This window comes from Pseudomonas sp. MF6396 (assembly GCF_002018915.1).
Classification (GTDB): domain Bacteria; phylum Pseudomonadota; class Gammaproteobacteria; order Pseudomonadales; family Pseudomonadaceae; genus Aquipseudomonas; species Aquipseudomonas palmensis.
The window spans coordinates 16502-31123 of sequence record NZ_MVOK01000025.1 but is presented as its reverse complement, the minus strand read 5'-3'; the positions used below and the strand labels follow the sequence as shown (position 1 = coordinate 31123).

The window sequence follows — 14622 nt, the reverse complement described above, 5'->3', positions numbered from 1 at the left end:
CGAGGTACCGACCGCGAAGCCCCACTCTGGCAGGGGCAGCGCACCTGCCGCGGCAAGCCGTGGCAGGGTGAAAAGGCCGCGCAGTGTAACCACAATTGCGCCGAATGCTAAGTGCAAAACTGCGCCATTTTGCTTGGCTTTCGCGACGTCAGCCGCGCCGCGCCACGAAACGGTTCAGCGCCGCCAGTGAGTCGGGGCAGTAGGGGGTGCTCAGGCTGTCGTCCAGGGCTGCCTGCAAAGGCATGAAGCGGGCCTGGCTGACCTCCTCGGGCTGCAGGCGCAAAGGCCCGTCCCAGACCGCCGAGAACACCGCGCACCAGAGCCGGTTGCCAGGCTGGTCGAAGAAGAAGCGCTCGTGGAAGCTCAGCGACACGCCGCTCACCCCCAGCTCCTCGGCCAGCTCGCGCGCGGCGCAGCGCTCGTAGCTTTCGTGCTCGTCGACCATGCCGCCGGCGGCCACATCCCAATAGCCGGGGTAGATCGCCTTGCTCAGGGTGCGCTGGTGCACGCACAGCTCGCCGGCACTGTTGAACAGCAGGATGTAGGTGCCCCGCCCGATCAGCCCCTGCTCGCGCAGCTCGGCCCGCGGCTTGGCGCCGAGCAGGTTGTCCTGCTCGTCGACCCAGGCGATGCGCTCGGCATCCGAGGCGGCGCGGTGCGCCGCCTCGCTCTGGCTGAACAGCATCAGCCCTGGGACAGCAGCTGGCGCAGGTCGATCACTGCGGCGTTGGCGCGGGAAATGTAGTTGGCCATCACCAGCGAGTGGTTGGCCCACATGCCGAAGCCGCTGCCGTTGAGTACCATCGGGCTCCACAGCGGCTCCTGCGAGGCTTCCAGCTCACGGATGATCTGGCGCACGCTGACGGTGGCGTTCTTCTTGGCCAGCACGTCGGCGAAGTCGACCTCGATGGCGCGCAGCAGGTGCGACAGCGCCCAGGCCTGGCCACGGGCTTCATAGAACACGTTGTCGATCTGCAGCCACGGCGTCTCGACCACTTCCTCGTCCAGCTGCGGCACCTGGCCCGGCACCACCGATTCGGTCTTGAGGGTGGTGTTGAGCTTGACCCGGCCCACGCTAGCCGACAGGCGCTGGGACAGCGAGCCCAGGCGCGTGGCCACGTCGCCCAGCCAGTTGTTGAGGTTGTCGGCACGGGTGTAGAACAGCGCGCCCTGCTGGTCGGGCGAAGCCAGGCGCTTCTGGTAGCGGTTCAGTGAATTGATGCCTTCCTGGTACTCCGACTCGCTCGACGGCAGGATCCAGCTCTTGTTGTCGAAGTTGAAGCGCGGCTCGGCCTTGGCAAGGTCGGCGTCTTCGGCCGACTGCGACTGCGAACGGGCGAAGTCCTTGCGCAGGGCACGGCTGAGGTCACGTACCTGCACCAGCACGCCATATTCCCAGCTGGGCATGTTGTCCATCCACAGGCCCGGCGGGAAGCGGTCGTTGGAGATGTAGCCGCCTGGCTTGTCGAGCAGGGTGGCAACCACGGTCTTGAGGGTTTCGACGGTGGTGTAGCCGACGACCATCTGCTGGCCGTTGCGCTCGGCGGCGGCCTGGGCGTTCTGCTGCACCGGGAACAGGTCGGGCTCCTGGCTCCAGTACCAGCCCAGGGCGATGGTCACCAGCAGGTACAGACCGATCAGGGTGCCCAGCGCCCGGCTGAACAACAGCCCGCCGAAGTAGCTGCGGGTGCCCGAGCCACGGGCGTCCACCCGCTCGCGTGCCTCGGCTTTGCCTGTACGGTTTTTCCAGTCCAGCATGGCGTTGTCCTTTCTGTCAGGTCGTGTCCAGGGTTCGACCGCGCGGCCCCCGCTTCGTGCCCACGCCGGCCAGCATTGTGTGCCAGCGTGCGCGGCCGGGGCGCCAGCCAAGCCTGCACTATAAATCAAGCGCGCCGCTTCGCATAAGTGACTAACGGGTCAGGAAAGGAATTTAGCGCCACCCCAGTTAATTGATGCAGCACACTCGATTGCCGGAAAAGTGGTGCTAGCATAGAGCCATCACTCGAATTGCCTCACCCCTTACAAGTAGTCAGGACATGACCGAGCCAGAAGACCCGAATCGTGCGCGCCTCAAGCAACACTTTGCCCAGCGGGTCATTCACCAGGCCCGGCAAATTCTCGAGATCTGGCAGCGCCTGCAGCGCAGCGAGTGGACCAGCTGCGACCTGAGCGAGCTGGGCGAGGCCAACCTGCGCCTGCAGCGCTACGCCGAACGCTTCGAGCAGCCCGAGCACAGCCTGCTGGCCGATGCCATCGGCCAGACCCTGGCGGCGGTGGAGGCCAACAGCGCGCGCCTGAGCAGCAGCCTGATCAACGAACTCAACCGCCTGATGCAGCGCCTGTCGCGTACCGGGCTGCGCCAGGGCGACCAGCTCGAGCGCACCCCGCTGCCGCCGCTGCGCAAGCCCATCTACGTGATGCTGCAGGACCACGAGCGCGCCGAGCGCCTGGCCAAGCAGCTGGAGTTCTTCGGCCTGGGGGTCGAGCCGCTGTACAGCCCCGAGGCATTCCAGGCCTCGATGGCCGAGCGCCTGCCGGCGGCGATCGTCATGGATGTCGACTTCGGCGGCCAGGGCCAGGGCCTGCAGCTGGCTGCCCAGGCCCAGCAGGGCCTGGAGCAGCGCGTACCGCTGCTGTTCTTCAGCCTGCACGAAACCGACACCCCCACCCGGCTTGCCGCGGTACGCGCCGGCGGCCAGGAATTTCTCACCGGTACCCTGGAGGCCTCCAGCCTGCTGGAAAAGGTCGAGCTGCTCACCAGCGTGACCCAGTACGAACCGTTCAAGGTGCTGGTGATCGACGACTCGCGGGCCCAGGCACTGCACACCGAGCGCCTGCTCAACAATGCCGGCATCGTCACCCGCACCCTCACCGATCCGATCCAGACCATGGCCGAGCTGGCCGACTTTCAGCCCGACCTGATCATCCTCGACATGTACATGCCCGCCTGCACCGGCACCGAGCTGGCCAAGGTGATCCGCCACAACGACCGCTATGTGAGCGTGCCGATCATCTACCTGTCGGCCGAGGACGACCTGGACAAGCAGCTCGATGCCATGAGCGAGGGTGGCGACGACTTCCTCACCAAGCCGATCCGTTCGCGCCACCTGATCACCACCGTGCGCAACCGTGCGGCCAGGGCGCGCAACCTCAAGGCGCGCATGGTGCGCGACAGCCTCACCGGGCTGTACAACCACACGCACATCCTGCAACTGCTCGAAGACTGCAGCTTCCGGGCGCGGCGCGAAGACCGCCCGCTGAGCTTTGCCATGCTCGACATCGACCACTTCAAGAAGGTCAACGACAGCCACGGCCACCCCATGGGCGACCGGGTGATCAAGAGCCTGGCGCTGTTTCTCAAGCAGCGCCTGCGCAAGACCGACTTCATCGGCCGTTATGGCGGCGAAGAGTTCGCCATCGTGATGCCCAACACCGACCTGCACGCGGCGCACAAGGTGCTGGACGAGATTCGCCGGCGCTTTGCCGAGATCCACTACCCGGCGCAGCCGCGTGACCTGTCGTGCACCTTCAGTGCCGGGGTGGTGCAACTGAGCGACGGGCTGGATGCGCTGAGCATGGCCACCGCAGCGGACGAGGCGCTGTACCTGGCCAAGGGTGCGGGGCGCAACTGCGTACAGCGGGTCGAGGCCTGAGCCTTTTCGCCAGCAACCCGGCCGCTGTAGGAGCCGGCGTTGCCGGCGAAAGGGCCACCATATAGCCACTTTATTTCGCAACAACCCTGCCATCGTCATAACCACGTCATAAAAACGCAATAACTTCAGGCACTTGCCATCCCACCGTTGGTAGAGCCCGCTCATGCGCCTGAAGTTGCTGACCAATCTGAACACCCTGCTGCTGGTAACCGTGTGCCTGGCCCTGGGGGCGACCCTGTGGTGGTCGCAACGCGCCCTGGAACAGCCCTACCTGTTGATGGAGCGTTACCTGGCGCTGTCCCAGCAGTTCCAGAACCAGGTGGCCCGCAACACCCAGGATTACCTGAACAGTGGCGATGCCCTGCGCCACGCCACCGCCCTGCAAAGCACCCAGGACCTGCAACAGGAACTGGCCCAGCTGCCCGATGAGCTGGCCGCGCAACTGCGCCCCAGCCTCGACACCCTGCAGGCATTCACCGCCAATGAGCTGCTGGCCGCCGGCAAGCTCGCCGGCGACCCCCAGGCCCTGTTGCTGCAGGCCGAACGCGAACTGGGCGCCAACCTCGAACAGCTAGCCCGCTACGCCCACGACAGCGGCCACCCCGAGGCGGCGCACTACCAGTCGGCACTGCTGGAAGCCAGCCTGCACCTGGGCCGCCTGTCGCTGGCGCGTGACAAGCTGGTGAGCAGCGGGCGCAGCGAGCTGGCCGACGAGGTGGAGCGCGAACTGCAACTGATCATCACCCAGGCCAAAGCCCTCGACGCCCTGCCATTGCTGGGCGTGACCGCGGCGGTGGAATCCGGCGCCGACGACTTCGCCGCGATGATGGGCCTGCAGAGCGAGGCCACCACCAGCGCCGAAGACGTCGGCGTGGCCCTCAAGCGCGAGCTGGGCAGTTTGCTGGCGCGCTACCCGGCAGAACTGCAGCGCACCCGCGCGCAGATCGAGCGCCGTACCGAACTGGCCACCACCACCCAGGCGCGCATGGCCGCCGTGCAGCAGGCCATCGCCGACCTGGAACCGGGGGTGCGCGCGCAGCATGGGCAGATCCAGGGCGAAGTGCGGGTGATCCAGGGCCTGATGATCGGGTTGATCCTGCTGATCGCCCTGCTCATCGACACCTTGCAGCGGCGCCTGGCGCGGGTGCTGGGCAACCTGGCGCCGGCGCTCTCGCAGTGGGCCGGCGGCGACTTCAGCCAGGCCATTGCGCTGGGGCGCAGCAACCGCGAAATGCACGACATCCAGGACTCGCTCAACCGCCTGCGTGCCTACCTGGTGGACCTGGTGGACACCATCCGCAGCAACGCCGAGCAGGTGGCCGGTAGCAGCCACGCCCTGGCCGGCATGAGCAGCGCGCTGCACGACGGCGCCGAGCGCCAGGCCGGCGACACCGCGCAGATCCGCGATGCGCTGGGCGAACTGGAGGCCACCATCACCCAGGTGGCCGGCGATGCCAGCCAGGCCGCCGACGCCAGCCGCCACGCGGGGCTGGCGGTGGAACAGGGCCAGGCGGTGATCGGCCAGAGCCTGAGCGGGCTGCGCCTGCTGGTGGACGAGGTGCAGGGCAATGCACAGATGATCGAGGGCCTGGCCCAGGAGTCGGCGACCATTGGCGGCGTGCTCACGGTGATCCGCTCGATTGCCGAACAGACCAACCTGCTGGCCCTGAATGCGGCCATCGAGGCGGCAAGGGCCGGCGAGATGGGCCGCGGCTTTGCCGTGGTGGCCGAGGAGGTGCGTTCGCTGGCCCAGCGCACCACCGGAGCCACCGGCGAGATCCAGACCCTGATCGCGCGCCTGCAGCAGGCGGCACGCGAATCGGTGGAAGGCATGCGCGCGCAACTGGAGCACGCCGAGGCCACTGCCCAGCAGGCGCAGTCTGCCGATGGAGCGCTGGACGAGATTGTCGCGGCGATCCAGACCATTGCGCAGACCGCCGTACGCATCGCCGACGTGACCGCGCAGCAGAGCGGCGCGGTGAGCGAGATTCGCGACCATAGCGAACGGATCCACGAACTGGGCGCGGACAACCTGGAGCGCATTGGCGAGGGGCGCGAGCAGGGTGAGCATCTGCTGCGCCTGGGCGGGGAGCTGAACACCGCCGTGCAGGCGTTCCGGGTCTGATCCAGGGGACTCTCGCGGGTCAAGCCCGCTCCCACAGGTATGCATCCTGATTGAGCCAGATGCATTGTCTGTGGGAGCGGGCTTGACCCGCGATGGGTTCAACTCGATTGCTCCTGCTCAAACTCCGTTATCATTGCCCCCACGTTCCCCCCAGCGAGACCGCTCATGCGTCGCCTGCTTTGCCTCCTGCTTCTGGTCCTGGCCCTGCCCGCCATGGGCGCCGGGCTGCTCGACAACCGCCCCAGCGCCACCCTCGGCGCACCGGGCCTGAACAACAGCGCCGACTTCCTGCCCGTGCGCGAAGCCTTCAAGCTCAACCTGATCCAGGGCGACGCCCAGGCCATCAAGCTGCGCTTCGTCACCACCGAGGGCTACTACCTCTATCGCCACCGCTTCCAGTTCCGTACCGAACCTGCCGACATCGCCCTGGGCACCGCGCAGCTACCTGCCGGCGAGGCCAAGCACGACGAGTACTTCGGCGACGTCGAGGTGTACCACGGCATCCTCGACATCGACCTGCCACGCACTGCCGACCAGCGCCCCTTCACCCTGGTGGTGAGCTATCAGGGCTGCGCCGACAAGGGCCTGTGCTACCCGCCGGAAACCGAGCGCCTGAGCATCGACGGCGTCGCCGCAGCGTCCACCGCCGACGCCCCGGCCAGCAGCAACGCCTGGAGCTGGAAGGAAATGCTGCTGTTCTTTCTTGCCGGCGTCGGCCTGACCTTCACCCCCTGCGTGCTGCCGATGCTGCCGATCCTTTCCGGGGTGGTGCTGCGTGGCCAGGTCGGTGGCGGGCGCGGCCTGGCCCTGTCGCTGGCCTACGTGCTGCCGATGGCCGCCTGCTTCGCCCTGCTCGGCGCGCTGATGGGCCTGTTCGGCGCCCAGCTCAACTTGCAGGCACGCCTGCAATCGGCCTGGGTGCTGGTGCCCTTCGCGGCATTCTTCGTGGTATTCGCCCTGGCCATGTTCGGCCTGTTCGAACTGAAGCTGCCGCAGTTCATCAGCAGCCGCCTGGACCGCGTGGCCGGGCAGACCAAGGGCGGCTCGCTGCTGGGCGCCGCCGTACTCGGGGTGGTTTCCAGCCTGCTGGTCTCGCCCTGCGTGTCGGCGCCACTGGCCGGTGCGCTGCTTTATATAAGCGCCAGCGGCGATGCGATCGGCGGGGCGCTGAAACTCTTCGCGCTGGGCCTGGGCATGGGCGCGCCGCTGCTGCTGGTGGCCACCGGCGGTGCGGCCTGGCTGCCCAAAAGCGGGCCGTGGCTGGTCACGGTGAAGAACGCCATCGGCGTGCTGCTGCTGGGCCTGGCCATCGGCCTGCTCAGCCGCGTGCTGCCCGGCCCGCTCACCCTGCTGCTGATCGGTCTGCTGGCAGCCGGCGTGGCGCTGTTCCTCGGCGCCCTGGAATTCGGCGTGAAGACCACCGGCCAGCGCCTGGCGCAGCTGCTCGGCCTGTTGCTGCTGGCCTACGCGCTGGCCTGCTGGTACGGCGCCTTCAGTGGCCAGGCCGACCCGCTGCGGCCACTCCCCGCCCCCGCCAGCACCCCCTCGGCCGCACCGGTCAGCGCCTGGCAGACGGTGAACACCCCCGCCGCCCTGGATGGCCTGCTGGCCGAAGCCAGGGCGGCCGGGCAACCGCTGCTGCTGGACTGGTACGCCGACTGGTGCATCAGTTGCAAGGTGATCGAGCATGACGTGCTCGGCAATCCGGCCGTGCAGGCGCAACTGCAGGGCTACCGCCTGGTACGGTTCGACATCACCCAAAGCAACGCCGAGCAACGCGCGCTGCTGGACCGCTACCAGCTGTTCGGCCCGCCGGGCTTCCTGGTGTTTGCCGCGAACGGCAGCGAAAAAACCGACAGCAGGGTGATAGGCGAGGTAAAAGCCGGCGAATTTGCCGAACACCTGGCGCGCATTCGCAGCGAAGTGGGTCTATAACTGCTGGGGCCGCTTGAAAAGCGCCACGGATGACCGAAATTGGCAAGATAGTCATAAATTTCGCGCGAATCTCGGTCATCGTGCTGGCTATTGCAGGTAACTGGACAGTGCTCGGCAGTTTGCGGCATAGTCGCCGCGCTACGTTTTTGCCCGACAATAAAAGGAACCGCAGATGGCAACGCTACTGGTGCTGCATGGCCCCAACCTGAACCTGCTAGGCACCCGCGAACCGGGCGTCTACGGGGCCGTGACCCTGGCCCAGATCAACCAGGACCTGGAGCAGCGTGCACGCGCCGCCGGCCACCATCTGCAATACCTGCAAAGCAATGCCGAGTACGAACTGATCGATCGCATCCACGCCGCACGCAACGAAGGGGTGGACTTCATCCTGATCAATCCGGCGGCTTTCACGCACACAAGCGTCGCATTACGTGACGCATTGCTGGCGGTGAGCATCCCATTCATCGAAGTGCATCTGTCCAACGTGCACAAGCGCGAGCCGTTTCGCCACCACTCCTACTTTTCAGACGTCGCCGTAGGGGTGATCTGCGGCCTGGGCGCCACCGGCTATCGCCTGGCCCTGGAGTCCGCCCTGGAACACCTGGCAGCGCACGCCAAACCCTGAATAACCGAAGCCTGGCCGCAGGCCGGGCCGTGTACGAACGTTAACATTCACGTTTATACGACCCTGACCGACCCTTGGGAGTTGATGATTAATGGATATCCGTAAAGTCAAGAAACTGATCGAACTGCTGGAAGAGTCTGGCATCGACGAGCTGGAGATCAAGGAAGGCGAAGAGTCCGTCCGTATCAGCCGCCACAGCAAGACCCCGGCCCAGCAGTACTACGCGCCAGCCCCGATGGCTGCCGCACCGGCCGCCGCCCCTGTGGCCGCCGCTGCCCCGGCTGCCGCCGAAGCGCCAGCCGCGCCGAAGCTCAACGGCACCGTGGCCCGCTCGCCAATGGTCGGTACCTTCTACCGCAAAGCCTCGCCTACCTCGCCTGCCTTCGTCGAAGTCGGCCAGACCGTGAAGAAAGGCGACACCCTGTGCATCGTCGAAGCCATGAAAATGATGAACCACATCGAAGCTGAAACCAGCGGTGTGATCGAATCCATTCTGGTAGAAGACGGCCAGCCGGTTGAGTACGACCAGCCGCTGTTCACCATCGTTTGAACCGCGGAGAACCAACGATGCCAGCCAAGTTGGAAAAAGTCCTGATCGCCAACCGCGGGGAAATTGCCCTGCGGATCCTGCGCGCCTGCAAAGAGATGGGCATCAAGACCGTCGCCGTGCACTCCACCGCCGACCGCGAGCTGATGCACCTGGGCCTGGCCGACGAATCGGTATGCATTGGCCCGGCTTCGGCCACCCACTCCTACCTGCACATCCCGGCGATCATCGCAGCCGCTGAAGTGACCGGCGCCACCGCCATTCACCCAGGCTACGGTTTCCTCGCGGAAAACGCCGATTTCGCCGAGCAGGTCGAGAACTCCGGCTTCGCCTTCATCGGCCCCAAGGCCGACACCATCCGCCTGATGGGCGACAAGGTGTCGGCCAAGGACGCGATGATCAAGGCCGGCGTACCGACCGTTCCGGGTTCCGACGGCCCGCTGCCGGAAGACGAGGAAGAAGCCCTGCGCATCGGCCGTGAAGTCGGCTACCCGGTGATCATCAAGGCCGCCGGTGGCGGTGGTGGTCGCGGCATGCGCGTGGTGCACAAGGAAGAGGACCTGATCGCCTCGGCCAAGCTGACCCGCAGCGAAGCCGGCGCCGCCTTCGGCAACCCGATGGTGTACCTGGAGAAGTTCCTGACCAACCCGCGTCACGTGGAAGTCCAGGTACTGTCCGACGGCCAGGGCAACGCCGTGCACCTGGGTGACCGCGACTGCTCGCTGCAGCGCCGCCACCAGAAGGTGCTGGAAGAAGCGCCAGCCCCGGGCATCGACGAAAAGGCCCGCCAGGAAGTCTTCGCCCGCTGCGTCAAGGCGTGCATCGACATCGGCTACCGTGGTGCCGGCACCTTCGAGTTCCTCTACGAGAACGGCGCGTTCTACTTCATCGAAATGAACACCCGTGTTCAGGTGGAGCACCCGGTTTCGGAGATGGTCACCGGTATCGACATCGTCAAGGAGATGCTCAGCATCGCCGCTGGCAACAAGCTGTCGTTCACCCAGGATGACGTGGTGATTCGCGGTCACTCGCTGGAGTGCCGGATCAACGCCGAAGACCCGAAGAAGTTCATTCCGAGCCCGGGTACCGTCAAGCATTTCCACGCACCGGGCGGCAACGGCGTTCGCGTCGACTCGCACCTGTACAGTGGCTATGCGGTACCGCCGAACTACGACTCGCTGATCGGCAAGCTGATCACCTACGGCAAGGACCGTGACGAAGCCATGGCGCGCATGCGCAATGCGCTGGACGAGATCGTCGTCGACGGCATCAAGACCAACATCCCGCTGCACCGCGAACTGGTGCGTGATGAAGGTTTCTGCAAAGGTGGCGTGAACATTCACTACCTGGAACACAAGCTCGCCAACGACGAGTGATGCAGGTGTGATGTGAAAAAGACCCCGGCCTGGTGCCGGGGTCTTTTTTTTGTGTTGCCTTCTTCGCCGGCAAGGCCGGCTCCTACAGGGGAACGTCGAATCTGTAGGAGCCGGCCTTGCCGGCGAAGGCGCGCCGCCTAATGCTGCCCCATGCGCGGCATCTCGATGCCATGCGCATTCACCCGCCGGTACAAGGTGGCCCGCGAAATACCCAGCGCCTTGGCCGCCTCCCCCGGTTTCCAGCGATGGCGTACCAGCGCCTCCAGCAGCACCTGGCGCTGCGGGCTCATGCTGGCCTGCACCTCGCCCTGCACCTGCGCCCCGCGCACATCCGCCGGCAGGTCCTGCAACTGCAGCGTGCCACCGGCGCACACCGCGCAGGCGTAACGCAGCACCTGGCGCAACTGGCGCAGGTTACCCGGCCAGCGATACCCCAGCAGGCACTCCAGCGCTGCCTCGCTCAAGCCCACGTCCACCCCGCAACCGGCCGCCTCCTCGGCCAGCAAGCGGTTGATCAAGGCCAGCCGGTCACTGCGCTCGCGCAGCGGCGGCAGCTCGAAGCGCGCATTGGCCAGACGAAAGTACAGGTCTTCGCGAAAGCGCCCGTCGGCCACCCGCGCCGCCAGGTCGCGGTGCGTGGCGCAGATCACCTGGATATCCACACGCTCGCGCCTGGCCGCACCCAGCGGTGCCACCTCGCCTTCGGCCAGCACCCGCAGCAGGCGGGTCTGCAAGGCCAGCGGCATGTCGCCGATCTCGTCGAGAAACAGCGTGCCGCCATCGGCCTGCTGCAGCAGCCCGCGCATGCCCTTGCTGGAGGCCCCGGTAAACGCCCCGGCCACATAGCCGAACAGCTCGCTCTCGATCAGGCTCTCGGGAATCGCCGCGCAGTTGAGCGCCACGAACGGCTTGCCGGCCCGCGCGCTGCGTTCATGCAACTGGCGCGCGAACACCTCCTTGCCCGCACCGGTCTCGCCCACCACCAGCACCGCCAGGTTGCAGTTCTTGACCCGCACCGCCAGGCGCAGGCTTTCCTCCACCCGTGCATCCACCCCGCCCGGCACCGGCACCACCCGCGCCGGACGCTGTGGCGAGCTGACCCGCACATGCAGCGCATCGCCATCGGCGCTCCAGCTCAGGCGCTGCGCCGACTCGTCGGTCACCGCGCGCAACTGGTCCAGGTCAAACAGCTGGCCGATATGCGCCGGCAGCTCGCCGTAGCGCGAGAGCAATGCCGAGCGCGCCAGGCTGTTGAGCGCCTGCAGGCGTCCGTCGGCATCCCAGGCCAGCAGAAAGTCCGGCTGGCTGTCCACATACCCCGGCGCGCTGTGCGCCCGCAACACCCAATGCGCCTGGGCGTTGTGCATGAAAAACGCGTTCTCGATCTCCCGCGCGGTCTGCACCACCAGTTGGCGGATCAGGTGCTGGCTGCGCCGGTCGTCCGGCGACTGCAGCGCCGACACGTCGACCACCCCCAGCAGCTTGCCCTGCGGGTCGAACACCGGCGCCGCCGAGCAGGTCAGGCCGATGAACGCGGCGCGAAAGTGATCGCGCTTGTGCACCGTGACCGGCACCTGGCTGGTCAGTACCGCCGCCACCCCGCAGGTGCCCTCCTCGCCTTCCGACCAGCAGGTGCCCAGGTACAGGCCGGCCTTGCGGCAGTCGTTGCGCAGCGCGGCGTCGACGCGGTAGTCGATGGTGCGACCCTGCGCGTCGGTCAGCAGCACGCAGTAGTCGGCCCCGCGCACCCGCTCGTGCAGGCGCGCCACCGCATCGCTGGCAATGCGCATGAACAGCTCGGCGCGTTCGCGGCATTCGTTGAGCAGGGTTTGCGACAGGATGCGCGGCCCTTGCTGCGAGGAAGGGTCGAGGCGGTGCTGCTCCATCGAGCGGCGCCAGGAGTCGAGGATCAACGGCGGTACCGGCGCCTGGGGCTGGCGGTCGGCATTCTTGAGCACACGGCTGACACAGTCGACGTGGGCTCTGGAGTTCGCGGCAAGCATGGGGCCTCCGGTTCTCGTGTTCTTGTCGTTATGCGGCCCATTAAGCGCCGTTTGCCAGGCCCCGACAAGCACCGCCTGGGCAAGCGGCGCCGTGAGACGCAGCGTCTCGGCGTCTCGCCGCGGCGCTGCCCGCACTGCAACGCAGCGTCTTGCCGACACCCCGCGAGTACGCCCCTGCAATGCTGCACAAAGGCTCTGGGTCAAGCCTTTCACCCAACCTGGCACCACCCTTGCTCCAGCCCTGGTACACAAGAACCAGAGGTGCGCCATGAGCCATCCCGCCCCCACCGTGGGCATCATCGTCAACCCGGCCTCGGGCCGCGACCTGCGCAGGCTTACCGCCAGCGCCGGCCTGTACTCCAGCACCGACAAGGCCTCGGCCGTGCAACGCCTGCTGGCCGCCTTCGCCGCCACCGGCATCCGGCGCGTGCTGCTGCCGCCGGACATGACCGGCATCGCCGCCGCCGTGCTCAAGGCCAGCAACGGCCCGCAGGCCGCCGGCCAGCGCTGGCCGCAACTGGACATCCTCGACATGCCGCTGCGCCAGACCGTGGAGGACACCCGCCTGGCCGCGCGCCAGATGCTCGCCCGCGGGGTCGCACTGATCGCCGTGCTCGGCGGCGACGGCACCCATAAGGCGGTGGCCGCCGAGGTCGGCGACATTCCGCTGCTGACCCTTTCCACCGGTACCAACAACGCCTTCCCCGAATTGCGCGAGGCCACCAGCGCCGGGCTGGCCGGCGGGCTGTTCGCCGCCGGGCGCATCCCGGCCCAGGTGGGCCTGCGCCGCAACAAGCGCCTGCTGGTGCGCGACCCGGCGCGGGAGCTGTGCGAATGGGCGCTGGTGGAAGTCGCGGTGTCGCCGCAGCGCTTCATCGGCGCCCGCGCCCTGAGCCGCGCCGAAGACCTTGCCGAAGTCTTCGCCACCTTCGCCGAACCCCATGCCATCGGCCTCTCGGCGCTGTGCGGGCTGTGGTGCCCGGTGTCGCGCCACGCCGCCGAAGGGGCCTGGGTGCGTCTTAACGGCCAGGCCGAACAGGCGCTGCTGGCGCCGCTGGCCCCTGGCCTGGTGCAAGGCTGCGGCATCACGGCCGCCGGCCCGCTGGCACCGGGCGTCGCCTACTCCCTGAGCCTGTCCAGCGGCACCCTGGCGCTGGACGGCGAGCGCGAGATCGAGTTCAGCGAGCACGACCGCCCCACCGTCACCCTCGACGCCCACGGCCCCCTGAGCATCGACGTGGAGGCCGTACTGGCCTTCGCCGCCCGCCATCGCCTGCTGGCGGTAGGCCGCGAACACCCGCAACACCCTGCGCACCCTCAGTGCTGAGACAACCCTGGAGAACAACAAGATGTCCACTCACCTGAACACCGAGCAACTCCTGCATGCCTACCGGGTCATGCGCACCATCCGCGCCTTCGAAGAGCGCCTGCACATCGAGTTCGCCACCGGCGAGATCCCAGGCTTCGTGCACCTGTATGCCGGCGAAGAGGCGTCGGCCGCCGGGGTCATGGCGCACCTGCGCGACAGCGACTGCATCGCCTCCAACCACCGCGGCCATGGCCACTGCATCGCCAAGGGCGTGGACGTGCACGGCATGATGGCCGAGATCTACGGCAAGAAGACCGGCGTGTGCGGCGGAAAGGGCGGCTCGATGCATATCGCCGACCTGGAAAAGGGCATGCTCGGCGCCAACGGCATCGTCGGCGCCGGCGCGCCCCTGGTGGCCGGCGCTGCCCTGGCGGCCAAGCTCAAGGGCACCGATGACGTGGCCGTGGTGTTCTTCGGCGACGGCGGCTCCAACGAGGGTGCGGTGTTCGAGGCCATGAACCTGGCCGCGATCATGAACCTGCCGTGCATCTTCGTGGCCGAGAACAACGGCTACGCCGAGGCCACCGCCTCCAACTGGTCGGTGGCGTGCGACCACATCGCCGACCGCGCCGCCGGCTTCGGCATGCCCGGGGTGACCATCGACGGCTACGACTTCTTTGCCGTGCACGAGGCGGCCGGCGCCGCCATCGAGCGTGCCCGCAGCGGTCAGGGCCCGTCGCTGGTGGAGGTCAAGCTGACCCGCTACTACGGCCACTTCGAAGGCGACGCGCAAACCTACCGCGCCCCGGACGAGGTGAAGAACCTGCGCGAAACCCGCGACTGCCTGATGCAGTTCCGCCAGCGCACCACCCGCGCCGGGCTGCTCGGCGACGCCCAGCTGGACCTGGTGGATGCCCAGGTCGAGGACCTGATCGAAGACGCCGTGCGCCGCGCCAAGTCCGACCCCAAGCCCCAGCCTGCCGACCTGCTCAGCGACGTGTACGTCGCCTACCCCTGAGCACGCTGCCCTTACAACAAGAACAATCGGA

At 67.2% G+C, this 14622-nt stretch carries 11 protein-coding genes; 8 read left to right on the top strand and 3 right to left on the bottom strand.

Annotated features, from left to right (window positions below):
* Positions 1–148: 148 nt before the first annotated feature.
* Both MF6396_RS21835 and MF6396_RS21830 read right to left on the bottom strand, forming a co-directional pair.
* Positions 149–685 (bottom strand): NUDIX hydrolase, encoded by a 537-nt coding sequence (locus MF6396_RS21835; protein WP_043860456.1) that lies wholly within the window; start codon positions 683–685, stop codon positions 149–151.
* Positions 685–1758: a DUF2333 family protein gene (locus MF6396_RS21830; protein WP_043860457.1), complete on the bottom strand. Its 1074-nt coding sequence runs from the start codon at positions 1756–1758 to the stop codon at positions 685–687. Before MF6396_RS21830 ends, MF6396_RS21835 begins: the two co-directional genes overlap by 1 nt.
* A 278-nt stretch (positions 1759–2036) precedes the next feature.
* On the opposite strand from MF6396_RS21830, the gene MF6396_RS21825 reads away from it, so the two are divergent.
* The 6 genes from MF6396_RS21825 (at position 2037) to accC (ending at position 10261) form a co-directional block, all read left to right on the top strand.
* Complete coding sequence (locus MF6396_RS21825) at positions 2037–3653, top strand: response regulator (RefSeq protein WP_043860458.1); 1617 nt, start codon at positions 2037–2039, stop codon at positions 3651–3653.
* Positions 3654–3816: 163 nt separating this feature from the next.
* Entirely contained in the window at positions 3817–5778 is a 1962-nt protein-coding gene (locus tag MF6396_RS21820) for a methyl-accepting chemotaxis protein (RefSeq protein WP_078481554.1), read from the top strand.
* Between the two features lie 165 nt (positions 5779–5943).
* Positions 5944–7713, top strand: a complete 1770-nt coding sequence (locus MF6396_RS21815) for a protein-disulfide reductase DsbD (protein WP_078481552.1) — start codon at positions 5944–5946, stop codon at positions 7711–7713.
* A gap of 172 nt (positions 7714–7885) precedes the next feature.
* Positions 7886–8338 (top strand): type II 3-dehydroquinate dehydratase, encoded by a 453-nt coding sequence (aroQ, locus tag MF6396_RS21810; protein ID WP_043860461.1) that lies wholly within the window; start codon positions 7886–7888, stop codon positions 8336–8338.
* A 91-nt stretch (positions 8339–8429) separates the two neighbouring features.
* Positions 8430–8888, top strand: a complete 459-nt coding sequence (gene accB, locus MF6396_RS21805) for an acetyl-CoA carboxylase biotin carboxyl carrier protein (RefSeq protein WP_043860462.1) — start codon at positions 8430–8432, stop codon at positions 8886–8888.
* A 17-nt stretch (positions 8889–8905) separates the two neighbouring features.
* Positions 8906–10261, top strand: a complete 1356-nt coding sequence (accC, locus tag MF6396_RS21800; protein WP_043860463.1) for an acetyl-CoA carboxylase biotin carboxylase subunit — start codon at positions 8906–8908, stop codon at positions 10259–10261.
* Between the two features lie 137 nt (positions 10262–10398).
* Here the strand turns inward: accC and MF6396_RS21795 are convergent, their stop codons facing one another.
* On the bottom strand, positions 10399–12264 hold the full coding sequence (locus tag MF6396_RS21795) for a sigma-54-dependent Fis family transcriptional regulator (protein ID WP_078481551.1): 1866 nt from the start codon (positions 12262–12264) through the stop codon (positions 10399–10401).
* A gap of 268 nt (positions 12265–12532) precedes the next feature.
* Here MF6396_RS21795 and MF6396_RS21790 point away from each other — a divergent pair, with 268 nt between their 5' ends.
* Together MF6396_RS21790 and MF6396_RS21785 are read left to right on the top strand one after the other, a co-directional pair.
* Positions 12533–13591 (top strand): ATP-NAD kinase family protein, encoded by a 1059-nt coding sequence (locus MF6396_RS21790; RefSeq protein WP_043860465.1) that lies wholly within the window; start codon positions 12533–12535, stop codon positions 13589–13591.
* Positions 13592–13613: 22 nt separating this feature from the next.
* Positions 13614–14591, top strand: coding sequence for a thiamine pyrophosphate-dependent dehydrogenase E1 component subunit alpha (locus MF6396_RS21785; RefSeq protein WP_043860466.1), 978 nt, complete (start codon positions 13614–13616; stop codon positions 14589–14591).
* The last annotated feature ends 31 nt before the right edge of the window (positions 14592–14622 follow it).

Bases quoted from the DNA above. Each gene is read 5' to 3' on its own strand.
- MF6396_RS21835 (WP_043860456.1), bottom strand. From the start codon at position 685: ATGCTGTTCAGCCAGAGCGAGGCGGCGCACCGCGCCGCCTCGGATGCC.
- MF6396_RS21830 (WP_043860457.1), bottom strand. From the start codon at position 1,758: ATGCTGGACTGGAAAAACCGTACAGGCAAAGCCGAGGCACGCGAGCGG.
- MF6396_RS21825 (WP_043860458.1), top strand. From the start codon at position 2,037: ATGACCGAGCCAGAAGACCCGAATCGTGCGCGCCTCAAGCAACACTTT.
- MF6396_RS21820 (WP_078481554.1), top strand. From the start codon at position 3,817: ATGCGCCTGAAGTTGCTGACCAATCTGAACACCCTGCTGCTGGTAACC.
- MF6396_RS21815 (WP_078481552.1), top strand. From the start codon at position 5,944: ATGCGTCGCCTGCTTTGCCTCCTGCTTCTGGTCCTGGCCCTGCCCGCC.
- aroQ (WP_043860461.1), top strand. From the start codon at position 7,886: ATGGCAACGCTACTGGTGCTGCATGGCCCCAACCTGAACCTGCTAGGC.
- accB (WP_043860462.1), top strand. From the start codon at position 8,430: ATGGATATCCGTAAAGTCAAGAAACTGATCGAACTGCTGGAAGAGTCT.
- accC (WP_043860463.1), top strand. From the start codon at position 8,906: ATGCCAGCCAAGTTGGAAAAAGTCCTGATCGCCAACCGCGGGGAAATT.
- MF6396_RS21795 (WP_078481551.1), bottom strand. From the start codon at position 12,264: ATGCTTGCCGCGAACTCCAGAGCCCACGTCGACTGTGTCAGCCGTGTG.
- MF6396_RS21790 (WP_043860465.1), top strand. From the start codon at position 12,533: ATGAGCCATCCCGCCCCCACCGTGGGCATCATCGTCAACCCGGCCTCG.
- MF6396_RS21785 (WP_043860466.1), top strand. From the start codon at position 13,614: ATGTCCACTCACCTGAACACCGAGCAACTCCTGCATGCCTACCGGGTC.